General features: G+C 34.9%; 13 protein-coding genes. 8 read left to right on the top strand and 5 right to left on the bottom strand.

Annotation, left to right across the window (positions count from 1 at the left end):
• Positions 1 to 109: 109 nt before the first annotated feature.
• Positions 110 to 1,672, bottom strand: coding sequence for an ATP-binding protein (locus M0051_RS17350; protein ID WP_306742807.1), 1,563 nt, complete (start codon positions 1,670 to 1,672; stop codon positions 110 to 112).
• 310 nt (positions 1,673 to 1,982) lie between these two features.
• Positions 1,983 to 2,276, bottom strand: a complete 294-nt coding sequence (locus M0051_RS17345; protein ID WP_306742806.1) for a putative quinol monooxygenase — start codon at positions 2,274 to 2,276, stop codon at positions 1,983 to 1,985.
• A gap of 99 nt (positions 2,277 to 2,375) precedes the next feature.
• Here M0051_RS17345 and M0051_RS17340 point away from each other — a divergent pair, with 99 nt between their 5' ends.
• Positions 2,376 to 3,374 carry a PhoH family protein gene (locus tag M0051_RS17340; RefSeq protein WP_306742805.1) on the top strand — a complete coding sequence of 333 codons (999 nt, stop codon included), beginning with the start codon at positions 2,376 to 2,378 and terminating at the stop codon, positions 3,372 to 3,374.
• Positions 3,375 to 3,636: 262 nt separating this feature from the next.
• The gene (locus tag M0051_RS17335) at positions 3,637 to 4,584 is read left to right on the top strand and encodes a phosphoribosylaminoimidazolesuccinocarboxamide synthase (protein WP_306742804.1); all 948 of its coding nucleotides are present in this window, start codon (positions 3,637 to 3,639) and stop codon (positions 4,582 to 4,584) included.
• 106 nt (positions 4,585 to 4,690) lie between these two features.
• On the opposite strand, the gene M0051_RS17330 is transcribed toward M0051_RS17335, so the two are convergent.
• From M0051_RS17330 to M0051_RS17325, 3 genes are all read right to left on the bottom strand, one after another.
• Positions 4,691 to 5,026, bottom strand: coding sequence for a translation initiation factor (locus M0051_RS17330; RefSeq protein WP_306742803.1), 336 nt, complete (start codon positions 5,024 to 5,026; stop codon positions 4,691 to 4,693).
• Positions 5,027 to 5,117: 91 nt separating this feature from the next.
• Positions 5,118 to 5,321: a PLDc N-terminal domain-containing protein gene (locus tag M0051_RS19820; protein WP_373568322.1), complete on the bottom strand. Its 204-nt coding sequence runs from the start codon at positions 5,319 to 5,321 to the stop codon at positions 5,118 to 5,120.
• 3 nt (positions 5,322 to 5,324) lie between these two features.
• Positions 5,325 to 5,543 carry a PLDc N-terminal domain-containing protein gene (locus tag M0051_RS17325; protein ID WP_306742802.1) on the bottom strand — a complete coding sequence of 73 codons (219 nt, stop codon included), beginning with the start codon at positions 5,541 to 5,543 and terminating at the stop codon, positions 5,325 to 5,327.
• Between the two features lie 688 nt (positions 5,544 to 6,231).
• On the opposite strand from M0051_RS17325, the gene M0051_RS17320 reads away from it, so the two are divergent.
• The 6 genes from M0051_RS17320 to M0051_RS17295 form a co-directional block, all read left to right on the top strand.
• Positions 6,232 to 7,050: a sulfide/dihydroorotate dehydrogenase-like FAD/NAD-binding protein gene (locus M0051_RS17320; protein WP_306742801.1), complete on the top strand. Its 819-nt coding sequence runs from the start codon at positions 6,232 to 6,234 to the stop codon at positions 7,048 to 7,050.
• Between the two features lie 27 nt (positions 7,051 to 7,077).
• The gene (gene gltA / locus M0051_RS17315; protein WP_306742800.1) at positions 7,078 to 8,580 is read left to right on the top strand and encodes an NADPH-dependent glutamate synthase; all 1,503 of its coding nucleotides are present in this window, start codon (positions 7,078 to 7,080) and stop codon (positions 8,578 to 8,580) included.
• A gap of 13 nt (positions 8,581 to 8,593) precedes the next feature.
• Entirely contained in the window at positions 8,594 to 9,052 is a 459-nt protein-coding gene (locus M0051_RS17310) for a ferritin family protein (protein WP_306742799.1), read from the top strand.
• Between the two features lie 392 nt (positions 9,053 to 9,444).
• Positions 9,445 to 9,900 (top strand): ferritin family protein, encoded by a 456-nt coding sequence (locus tag M0051_RS17305; RefSeq protein ID WP_306742798.1) that lies wholly within the window; start codon positions 9,445 to 9,447, stop codon positions 9,898 to 9,900.
• A 167-nt stretch (positions 9,901 to 10,067) separates the two neighbouring features.
• The gene (locus M0051_RS17300; RefSeq protein ID WP_306742797.1) at positions 10,068 to 12,050 is read left to right on the top strand and encodes a LysM peptidoglycan-binding domain-containing protein; all 1,983 of its coding nucleotides are present in this window, start codon (positions 10,068 to 10,070) and stop codon (positions 12,048 to 12,050) included.
• Between the two features lie 424 nt (positions 12,051 to 12,474).
• Positions 12,475 to 12,917, top strand: a 443-nt coding sequence (locus M0051_RS17295) for a hypothetical protein (protein WP_306742795.1), incomplete at its 3' end; no start/stop codon positions are given.

Below are 12,917 nucleotides of genomic sequence, written 5' to 3'. Positions count from 1 at the left end.
AGCTACAAAAGTAAAGAAATCTTATTAGCTCAACCTTTCAATAAATAAAAAAAATGAGTATTAGTTGTCATTTGTTTAATTATTGGCTGCCTAGATTGTCCGTTTGCAGTTACACTTCAAACTGTAATTTTTGTTGTTGATCTTTTTCGAAATCAACATTTTGTAGAGGAATCCAGAAGGTAAATTTACTGCCTCTGTTCACTTCCGATTCAACTTTTATTTGTCCGTGTAGCAGGTGTATAATTCCTTTGGTAATGGATAAGCCCAAGCCTGTGCCATCGTAAATGCGAGTGGTTTCCTGTTCGATTTGGGTAAATCGGCTGAATACATTCTCCAGGTCTTTTTCAGGGATTCCAATGCCGGTATCTTCAACATGAAAGTATATTCTATCTGCTGAAAGATGATAGCCAATGGTGATGCTTCCTTCCAATGTAAATTTAAAGGCATTGCTAATTAAATTGGAAAATACCTGTTTTAGTCTTCCTTTGTCGCTGGTAAGAATAATGTTTTCGCTATCGAAGCTTATAGGGGATATTACATTAATATGGAATTTCTCGAACCTGCTTTGTAGAGCTTGAGCCACATCTTGTACTTCGTCGAGTAGAGCGTTTAAATCGAACTGTTCGAGATGCAATTCTACTTTTTCCGATTCTATTTTTGAAATGTCAAGCAAATCGTTAATGATGCCAAGTAAGTCATTTCCCCTCTGATTGATAATCTCGGTGTATTCCTTTAGTTTTTCTTTATTGTTGAACTCGCTTGGAATTAAAGATGAAAAGCCAAGAATGGCATTCATTGGAGTCCTGATTTCGTGACTCATATTTTGCAGGAAAATGGTTTTTAAGCGATCGCTTTCTTCAGCTTTTTCTTTTGCTTTACGCAACTCTTGGTTTTGTATTTTCAATAGCCTTTCGTTTTTACGAATAATTTTCTGCGATTCGATTCTTGCTTTAACCGAGTATAATGTTCTGCGATAAGCCAACCAACCTAGGAGTAGTCCTATGCCCAAAATAAAAATGTGAAAGAAAATTAAACCGGATATTTTCGATTTAATGATTGTTTCATATTTGTCCATTGGTATTGCTACGCTAAGTCCTCCTCGAATGTCGCCCAATTGATATCCTTGATTGGTATGACATTTTAAACATCTTTTCTCGACATGCATAGGGCGCATGTAGCGCAAATATTTTTTGCCATTAATGGTTTCGATGCTACTGTGTTCTTTGGCTCCCGATTCAAACCGTTTTAAAGCATTGGTTTCCCACTCATCGGCCTTGTTTTCAGGACGTATGGGATTCAAGCTGGTAATATGACCAATTTTTCCCGATATTTCCAGTTCCAATTCGTGAGCAAGTCGGGTCATATAGGCTGGATTGATTAAGGTTAATTTTTGGCCATCGGTAGTGGTCACATCTCTATTTGGAATAAAATCCATGTATTCGTTTGGTGTAATTTTGTCAGTTATGGGAACATATACGCCACCATGTAGGGTAGACCATCGCCGAAAAGTTAAATCCTTGTTTTGGTTTCCAATGGCTTCAACTTTTGCTAGTTTATAGGTTGTTCTTTTTTCGTTTTGTATGTTCCAAACCAAAGAGCTGGCAACTAAAAATACAAATCCGATGCTTGCAGTAACAAAAAAATGTTTAATGTGTTGTATGTCTTTATTCATAAGAAGTATAGTAGTACAATGTATTAGAGTTTTAAATCTAATTTACGATATTAATTAAATAATGGAAAATTTTATGATTCCTATAGATTTCTTTACGAATAGAGTTGTTAAAAGTTATGATATGTGTTAAAAATTTATCTTAATGATGTGTTATTTGACTTGTTGATTTGAATAAAATAGTGTGGAGTTGTGATTAAAACTCAAGTATAGAGTCGTGTAGGGGCGTGGTAGGTTGTATCGAAAAGATTTCTCTGAGTGAAAAAATGGAGGTGTGTTGTGTGTTTTTGATGTGTTTTATGTCTTCTAGTCGTCAGATGCTATTGGTGTCTTTCATGCTCCAGGCTTCGGGTTTATTGGCAAACCATTGTTTTACCTGGCTCCAATTGCCACGGAAAAAATCTGATTCTCGATATTTATTTAAAGCTGTTTCAGACTCCCAATGACTCACTGTAAAGAATATGGAAGGATTGTTTTGATCCTGTAAAACTTGCAGGTAGGAACATCCTTCAAAGGCCAAAATATCATTTTTTTCGTTTTCGGTTAGCTTTTTAAAAGCGTTGGTGTGTTTGGGAAGAATTTCAAGTTTCACAAAACGAATAATCATTGGAATTTTATTTGCTAAATTTTCACATATAATCAGTTCACAAATCAGAATTAATAACTAATTTGTGAGCTCAAATGTAATGAATATTGAAGGAACTATATGATAGAAAAGAGTATATCTTTAGGGGTAATTGACCCTCTTGAATTTTATGGAATTAACAATGCAAAGTTTGAAGTTGTAAAAGAGATGTTTCCAAAGCTTAAAATTGTTGGCAGAGGAAATGAAATTATTGCAAGTGGAGAGGAAAAAATACTGGAAGTATTTGAGGATAAAATTAATTTGTTGATTCAGCACTACAACCAATACAATGTTCTTACTCTTTCTAATATAAAAAGAATAATTCTTGAAAATACTCCAGGAATTCAAAACCCAGATGATCCTGAAAGTGTAATAATTTTTGGAAATAACGGGAAAATTATTCGCGCTAAAACAACCAATCAGCGCAAGCTGGTAGAAAAATCAGCCAAAAACGATATGGTGTTTGCTGTAGGTCCGGCAGGATCGGGTAAAACCTACACGGCAATTGCTTTGGCGGTTAAAGCGCTGCGCAATCAGGAAGTAAAACGTATTATTCTGAGTCGTCCGGCGGTTGAGGCAGGAGAAAATCTAGGATTCTTACCTGGCGATTTGAAGGAGAAAATTGATCCGTATTTGCAGCCGCTTTACGATGCTTTGCTCGATATGATTCCACCAAGAAAATTGGCAGATTATTTGGAAGCGGAGGTCATTCAAATTGCTCCTTTGGCCTACATGCGTGGTAGAACTTTAAATGATGCTTTTGTAATATTAGATGAGGCTCAGAACACAACTACCAAGCAGCTGAAGATGTTCTTAACTCGTATGGGTACCAGCGGCAAGTTTATGATTACAGGTGATATTACCCAAATTGATTTGCCACGAAAGCAACAATCAGGTTTGATTCAGGCATTCCGAATTCTTCGAAAGATTAAAGGAATTGCAATGGTTGAGTTCGATAGCTCGGATATCATTCGTCACCGATTGGTAAAAGAAATTGTTGCTGCTTACGAGAAAGAAGATGAAAGGGTAGAACAAAAAATAAAAGAGAAGAAACTGGAGGAGAAGAAGAAGGAAGAGTAGGCAATGATCAATTAACAGTTAACAATTATCAATATAGGTTGGATTGTGTTTTTTGCATCAACTTATTGAAAAATTAGGGTTTTCCCTATTGGGTATATTGAAGGTGATTTTCTGCAACAAATTCAACATTTGTTCTTTTTTACAATTTTACTTTTATCTATCTTCGCAACTAATTGAAATATCTATTGGCTAATGGCTAGCAGCTTTTTGGCTTTTAGCTTAATTTAAACCGTTTTATAAATTATTTGAATTTTTTGGAGCAATGAAAGAAGCTATTGTTAAAACAGATTTTAATTTTCCGAATCAGAAAAATGTTTACAAGGGTAAGGTAAGAGACGTTTATAATATCAACGACGAATATCTTGCAATGGTTGTTTCTGATCGTATTTCGGCATTTGATGTTGTATTGCCTAAGGGAATTCCTTTTAAAGGTCAGGTTTTGAACCAAATTGCAGAGCGCTTCTTGGATGCAACTGCAGATATTGTTCCAAACTGGAAAATTGCTACTCCAGATCCAATGGTTACTGTTGGTCACTTGGCTGAGCCATTCATGGTTGAAATGGTAATTCGTGGCTACCTTACAGGACACGCTTGGAGAGAATACAAAGCTGGAAAAAGAACCTTATGTGGTGTGCCTCTTCCGGAAGGAATGGTTGAAAACCAAAAGTTCGAAAAACCAATTATTACACCTACAACCAAAGCTTTAGAAGGTCACGATGAGGACATCTCAAGAGAAGAGATCCTGGAGCAGGGAATCGTAAGCAAAGAAGATTACGAAGCTCTTGAAAAGTACACAATGGAATTGTTCCAGAGAGGTACTGAAATTGCTGCTGAAAAAGGTTTGATTTTGGTGGATACAAAATATGAGTTCGGTAAGAAAGATGGTAAGATTTACTTGATCGACGAAATTCATACTCCAGATTCATCTCGTTATTTCTACACTGAAGGTTACGAAGAGCGTTTGGCAAATGGCGAAGCTCAAAAGCAATTGTCAAAAGAGTTCGTTCGTGAGTGGTTGATGGAAAATGGATTCCAGGGTAAGGAAGGACAAGAAGTTCCTGAAATGGATGAGGCGAGAATTAATCAAATTTCTGAACGTTACATCGAGTTGTACGAGCAAATTATTGGTGAGAAATTCGTTAAAGCTGAAGCTACTAGCGTTAAAGATAGAATTGAAAAGAATATCGAAGCTTGTTTGAAAGAAATTTAAGCTTTGTAAAATGATATAAGAAAACCCCGAAATCCAAGGATTTCGGGGTTTTTATATTTGCATGATGTACAGACGCACGGCCGTGCGTCTCTTTCAATTTTTCAAATCATCCACCAACACGTTTTGCCTGGTAACCTTCTGATTTTAGGATATCCATAATCTTATCACGGTGATCGCCTTGAATCAAAATTTCTCCATCCTTAACAGAACCACCAACACCACATTTCGATTTTAGCATTTTCCCCAATTCTTTCAGATCATCAGGATCACCCACAAAACCTTCGATTAAGGTAACTGCTTTTCCTTTGCGTTGCTTTTTGTCAAGCATTACCTTTAATTTTTGCTGATTAGGAGGAAGAGTTTCTGCTACAAAATCTTCTTCGTATTCGTAATCGTAGTCTGGGTTCGTGGAATACACGATATTTTTTTTCTTTTTAGCCATAACAAAAAGGATAAAATTTAAAGTAATAAGTATAAAGCTTTCTGGAGGTTTATTCATCTCCGAACTTTATAGCTGCTAACTGCAAAGATATCTATTTTCGGTTTCTATATTTGTATCTATCGTAAAAATAGATAATGGAGCCAATAATCGGTAGGAAGATTACCAGTAGAATCCAAATCAATTTGTCGATTCCCAATAATTTTCTCTTGAGGATGTCTATTATTGCAACAATTGGCAGAAGAATGGCTACTATTTTAAGTAGCAGCCAAATATTAAATAGAACTGAAGTTATCATGTATTATTTTCTAATCTTTTGTTTCAGTCCAAATATAAAATAAAGTATTGGACCAAAAAATGGGAGTAGCAGTACTACCAGAACCCAGATTAGTTTATTGTTATTTGTGAATTCACTTCTTAAAATATCAATTATTGCAATTAAAGGAAGAAGGAGTGCCAATAGGCTAAATAGAATGATGATTAATTGCCAAACACCAATAATACCACAAATTTTGATCATAGTAGATTTGTTTTATAAGAATTTAATATTAAAAATAATTAAATATAATCAAAGTTATATACTTGTACAACGAATACGCTTTTTACTTTTGGGCTTAATCATGATTCTACCCATTGGAATTTCAGTGCTACATTTAATACAGGTTGCAAATTTTGGATCATATAGATTTATCACACGAATCTAAAAAGAAGTTTCATCGCTCAATGATGAAGAGGATAGGGCGTTTTTTAATAAACACTTCCGATGATTTGTTTTATTTTTTTTGTCTTTTGTTTTGAAGAAAAGTGTATAAACCATTTTGATAAAAATCTTTTAATGAATACGGCGATAAAGAAGGTTGTTTTTTGCTTTCTAATCTCGATTTATTCTTGATTGGAGATAAGGAATGGAATTACCTCCTTATTTTTTGCATAAGTAGTTGTAATGCTATATTTTACAAATTCATTAGATGCAAGAAGAGGTGATTGTCAAAAACGCTGAGAATCTAAGGGTTTAATTACATTTATCCTAAAGTAAAAAACTGTTTAAAAATACTTTTTTAGTTTAGGTAGGTATGCCACTTCTTTTTACATTTGGAATAGAAATAAGTACTGATTATTAAGCTTGGAAACGATTGCGAATAAGCTAGTTCCATTTATTAATAAAACAGTTTTTGTTTTGTTTTTTCATTCATTTATTAAAAAACGTAATGAACAAGATCGTTGAAAAAGAAAATTTTTCAGAAAAAGTAGTAAAACTTGTAGTTGAAGCTCCTTTAATTGCTAAAGCACGCAAACCAGGTAACTTTGTTATTGTAAGAGTTGGTGAAAAAGGAGAGCGAATCCCTCTGACCATTGCAGGTGCAGACGTTAAGAAAGGAACCATTACCATGATCGTACAGAAAATGGGGGTTTCTTCGAAAAAGTTATGTGCTCTTGAAGTGGGTGACTGCGTAACGGATTTGGTTGGTCCACTAGGTAAACCAACCGAGATTCACAATGTAGGTACTGTACTTTGTTGCGGTGGTGGTGTAGGAGTTGCTCCACTATTACCAATTGTAGAAGGATATAAGAAAGCGGGAAATAAGGTAATTACTGTTCTTGCTGCGCGTAATAAAGATCTTTTGATTTTAGAAGATGAAATGCGCAAACATTCCGATGAGGTAATCATCATGACTGATGACGGATCATACGGAAACAAAGGTTTGATTACAGAAGGTATGGAAGAGGTAATACAACGTGAAAAAATTAACGAGTGTATTACAATTGGTCCAGCTATTATGATGAAATTCTGTTCGCTTCTTACCAAAAAGTACGAAATTCCAACTATGGCAAGTTTAAATAGCATTATGGTTGATGGTACAGGAATGTGCGGTGCATGTCGTGTTACTGTTGATGGTAAAACCAAATTTACTTGTGTAGACGGGCCTGAGTTCGATGCTCATAAAATCGATTTTGATGAAATGATGTCGAGACTTGGTGGATACAAGTCTGAAGAGCAGGATAAAATGGATCACTTTCAGGAATAATCAAATAACAACAACAAAATCAGGACAATGGAAAGGTCTGAAGAGTATATAAAAAACGAGCGCAAAAAAGAGTGGAGAGTTGAGCTCCAAAAGAAAACAAAAGCCAAAGATCGTATGGCTATTGAAAGGGTCGAAATGTCAGAACAAGATCCTAATGAGCGTATCAAATCACAAAGAATTGAAGTAAATAATGGACTAACAAAGGAGCAGGCAGTTAAAGAAGCTATGCGTTGTATGGACTGTGTAAATCCTACTTGTATGGAAGGTTGCCCGGTAAGCATTAACATTCCTAAGTTCATTAAAAATATTGAAAGAGGTGAGTTTGGAAAAGCCGCTTCTGTATTAAAAGAAACAAGTGCATTGCCTGCAGTTTGTGGTCGTGTTTGTCCACAGGAAGTTCAGTGTGAGCAGAAATGTTTCTATGTTGAGAAATTGAATCAACCATCAGTAGCTATTGGTCACTTGGAGCGTTTTGCTGCTGATTGGGAGAGAGAGTCTGGTGAAATTGCAGTTCCTGAATGTGCAGAAGCAAACGGTGTTAAAGTTGCTGTTATTGGTTCAGGTCCATCAGGATTGTCATTCGCAGGCGATATGGCAAAATTAGGATATGATGTAACTGTATTCGAGGCATTGCACGAAATTGGTGGGGTGTTGAAATATGGTATTCCTGAATTCCGTTTGCCAAATGCAGTTGTTGACGTTGAAATTGACAACTTACGTCAGATGGGAGTGAAGTTCATCACGAACTTTATTGTAGGACAAACTGCAAGCCTTGAAGATTTAAAGGAAGAAGGATTCAAAGCATTTTATGTAGGATCTGGAGCTGGTTTGCCAAGATTCATGAATATTCCTGGTGAAAATGCTAATGGTATCCTATCATCAAACGAATACCTTACTCGTGTGAACTTGATGGGTGCTGATTCTGAAGAGTCGGATACACCTGTACTTCGCGGTAAAAACGTAGTTGTAGTTGGTGGTGGTAACACTGCAATGGACTCGGTACGTACAGCGAAGCGTTTGGGTGCAGAAAATGCCATGATTGTTTACCGTCGTTCTGAAGAAGAAATGCCTGCGCGTGTTGAAGAGGTTCACCATGCAAAACAAGAAGGTGTTGAGTTCTTAACGCTTACTAACCCTATTGAGTACATTGCTGACGAAAACGGTCGTGTGAAACAGGTTAAAGTTCAGAAAATGGAATTGGGTGAGCCAGATGCATCAGGACGTAGAAGACCTATTCCAATGGAAGGTTCGGAATATACTATTGATGCAACCGTTGTGGTTGTAGCTGTGGGGGTATCTCCAAACCCATTAATTCCAAATTCTGTTGAAGGATTGGAAGTTTCTAAATGGGGAACTATCGAAGTGGTTAAGGATAAAATGCAATCGTCCATTCCAGAAGTGTTTGCAGGTGGTGATATCGTTCGTGGTGGTGCTACTGTGATTCTTGCTATGGGTGATGGTCGTAAGGCTGCTGCCAACATGGATACTTATTTAAAAGAGAAATATTTGTCTCAAAAAGTGGAACAATAAAGAATAGATCATTATGAAAGAATTTAATTCACTTGAGGATATTTTAGATTTTGCCATTAACGAAGAACAAATGGCAGCTGATTTTTATACTGCACTTGCAGAAAAAATGGAGCATCAGGAAATGAAAGATACTTTCGAGCAATATGCTTTGGAAGAAATCGGACATAGAACTAAGTTGGAAGCCATTAAAAATGGTAAAGAATACAAAGTTTCTGAAGAGAAGGTTGCTGACTTAAAAATTGGTGATTACTTGGTAGACGTTGATACAGAAAAAACAAACATCACTTACCAGGAAGCTTTGACTATTGCAATGAAAAAAGAGAAGGCTGCATTCAAATTGTATAATGATTTGGCTGCTGCAGCTTCTGATTCTGCTTCACGCGATATGTTTTTAATGTTAGCTCAAGAAGAGGCAAAGCATAAGCTACGTTTTGAGGTTGAGTATGACAACAACATTCTTACTGAAAACTAGAATTTGTTAAGATAAAAGTATGAAAGCCGTGGCGTCTGCTACGGCTTTTTTTATTGTATAATTAAGGGGTGATTTTATTCGAGAAGGAAAATTTAAGTTATTTTTAAATTGATTTAGTTTTAACGATGATTGGAAATTACGTTAGCTCCCACTATAGTTTCCACAACCTTCCCTTTAACCTAAGATCAGAAGTTAGTCATTTACAGGAAACATATGAGTTTTTCAGCTGAGGAATAGGAGTAGGATTATAAATCCTGGTATCATTGCTTCTTAAAAGCAAATAATCTTTTTGATATCGAAACAATTATTTTGTAACTTATTGATTTAATACTTTTTAATAGTAATGTGATTGATTGAATTAATGGGGTGTAAACATCAAAATAATAGGTTAGATGAAAATTTTTAGAACTTTTGAGGAAATAATCGATTATGCGATTGATAGTGAAATGAACGAAATTGAGTTTTACTCGAATCTGGCTGAGCGAATGGATAGGAAGAATGTAAAGCAATTGTTTATGAATATTGCACTTGAAAAAACTGCAAGAATGTTAAGACTTGAAAAAATGAAGGATCTTAAGATAGAATTCGATGTGGATGAAGTGCAGGATATGAAAATTGCCGGATCGCTAGAGGATATTGATTGTAAAAAAAACGATCTATCATATCAGGAGGCATTGATTCTTGCTATGAAAAAGGAGAAAGATAAATTCAAATTCTATTTGGAGATGTCTGAGGTAGCTGTAAATAAGGAGTGTAGAAATACGTTTTTAGCATTGGCAAATGAGGAAGCGCGCCAAAAATTGAAGTTTGAGATTGAATATGATGAATTTGTTCTGGTAGAAAATTAATTTACAGATACTTTATGTGCTAATTTTATAATCGAAGTTGATGTATTCAGCTTCGATTTTGTTTTTTCTGTGGCTCAATTCTTGTATATATTTTGTTTTCAAAGCATACTTTAGTATTTTTGTTTGCAATTTGAATAAACTATAAACGTTTGAAAAACAAATATTTAATGAATTGTTTTCTTCGCATTTTTCTTTTGATTGGTCTTTTCTTAGGGACTGTTAATTTTGTTCATTCCCAGAATGCTACAATTGAAATATCTAATAATAAGGTAGTTGTTGGTGGAAAAACTTTTCTTTTGCATGTTGTAAAAGAAAAACAAACTTTATTTTCTATTTCTAAAGCTTACGGTGTCGCGCTTAGTGAAATTATGAAAGTTAATGGTAAAAGTCAGGCAACAGTAAGTATTAATGAAGTATTGCGAATACCTTTTGTAGAAGGGAAAAAGGCTATTTCACCTATTATTGTAAAGAAAGAGGATGACAGATACATCTATCATGTTGTAAGGGAAGATGATACGGTTTATTCACTATCGAAAAAGTATCAAGTTTCAATGTCTTCCATTGAGAATGAAAATCCTGGAAGTAAGAAGTCTTTACCGTTGAATTCAGTGGTAAAAATCCCTAAAAATCAGCAACAAAAAGAAGTAAAGGAACCAAGCGTTCCTCAGCACGATAAAAAATATTACTATTACGTTATTAAACCAGGCGATACGCAGTTTTCTATTGCTAAAGAGTTTAATATGAAGCAAAAAAAACTTCGAAAATTAAATCCGAAAATAAAAAACAAAATTTTACAACCTGGTGATTGGGTAAGAATTCCACGTTATTTGGTACCACCTGAATATTTTGAGGTGAAAAAAACACCTAAGGATACAATTAAAGAGGAGTTGATTGTTCAAGATACCATGCAGTTTGAAAAGGTGAAAGAGGAAATTTCAAAGACAAAAGTAAGTGTTGGTTTGTTTCTGCCTTTGTATCTTGAAGCCAATGATACAATTAATCAGATTGTAACTTATAAGGATACCATTGAAATTGTAACGGAAAGAGAACCACGTGTAATTTATCGCAAGTCACGCGAATTTATTCGATTTTATCAAGGAGTATTGCTGGCTATTGATTCCTTGCAAAAGGAAGGGTTATCGGTAGATTTGCATGTTTTCGATACGGAACGCAATCCTGAAAAATTACGAAGAACTTTATCGCAAATTCAATTTATTGATTTTGATTATTGGATTGGACCTGTGTATCCAAGAACATTCGCAGTTGCTGCTGATTTTGCAAGAACCAAGAAAATTCCTATCATTTCACCTTTGTCTGTAAAAAATCCTCAAATCAATTCAAATCCTTTTGTGATACAATTGAATACATCGTTGAATTCAATTTGTAGACAAATTTCAAACTATGTTAGCGAAGATTTTGAATACAAGAATATTGTTGTTGTCCATCCTGAAAGATATAAACATTTAAATGAAGCAAAATTGATTAAGGATATTGAACATCAGCTGTTCGAAAAAGGATTGTATTGGCAAACTGATGAAGTATCATATAAGAAAATTTCATTTGATGAATATGGTCGATATGGTTTAGAGGCTACCATGTGTGATTCATGTGAAAATATAGTGGTTTTGCCATCGAATGATCAACCTTTGGTGGAGAATATCATTACCAATTTAAATGTATTGAGCCAAAGATATGCGATCCGTTTGGTAGGATTCTCGAAATGGCAAAGATATACCAGTTTGGAGGCGGACTATTATTATAATCTAAATTTCTCATTGTTTAGTCCTTATTTTATAGATTACAAAGAAGCAAAAATCGAAAAGTTTGTAAATAAATTTAGAAATAGATTTATGTGTGAACCCAGTGATTTTAGTTTTAGAGCATATGATATTTGTAGATTCTTTTCGTTAGTAGCAAGTAAGTTTGGAACCGATTTTCCAGAAAAGATGAATGAAATGGATGTGGAGCTACTACAATCTGCTTATCATTTTGAGCGAATGTCTGCATTTGGAGGATTAGAGAATAGGGGAACTCATTTGATTAATTATTGCAGAGATTTCAAAATCAGACACAAAGAGATGAAGTTGAAAGAAGAAGAAATGGAGAAAGAGCAGGAATTGGATTTATTGCAAAAATCATTTGAATATTAAATAGCGTAAATTCAAACTAAAATATAAAGAGGCTTCTCTTGCTTTATAGCACGGAAGTCTCTTTTTTATTTGCGTATAATAATTAGCCGATTTCTATTAAAATGGTAACCGGGATTGATCCTAAAAGTTTTGACCTGGTGGTCAAAAAAATATTGTTCTTTATTTCTTACTAAAAAATATTTTGATTTAGATCTTTTGCTTATCCACAATCGGATAATTCTTCCAAAAAAGGAATTTATTAAGAAATGTTAAAAGAAAATAGTGAATTCAATACTTTCAGCATTAATGCATCCTATTTTCTCCAAAAACGTAGATGAGTTCTATAAATGAGTGATAGTGCTTAAGTAGCAAGAAGATAGATATATAGGAGGTTTGGTATATGCTTTGGTGTATTCAAGTTGTTAGTTATCAAAAGTCCTTTGCTATGAAAAAATATTTACTCTTGGGATACCTATGGGTACTTACTTCGTTTACCCTTTTCGCTCAAACTAATCCACCAGCCTTAACACCTGCCTCAGGTGCAACCGTTGACAATACATTTATTGTTTCATATGTTGACGAAACTACTTGGGAGACTAGTATTGATTCTATTTTTTACAATAGTGTTAAACTAGATGCTGTAGGTGTATACACTGTGGATGCAGATGCCAATACGATTACTTTCGATCCTTCTCTTCAGGCTATATTGCAAACGCCTGCTACTGCAGATTTGATAATTTATGCAACTGGTTATAACAATGCAACTGTTTCACAGACCATTGGTCATGGAGCGGCTGCAAAATTCACCATTACCACTCAGCCAGCAGCGCCTGCTACAAATGGTGCAACACTGGCAACACAGCCTGTTCTTCAACTGAAAGATCAGTA

Origin of the sequence: Marinifilum sp. D714 (assembly GCF_030851345.1) — a bacterium.
Classification (GTDB): domain Bacteria; phylum Bacteroidota; class Bacteroidia; order Bacteroidales; family Marinifilaceae; genus Marinifilum.
Note: the sequence above shows the minus strand (reverse complement) of the source record. Positions and strands in the feature narration are given on the sequence as shown.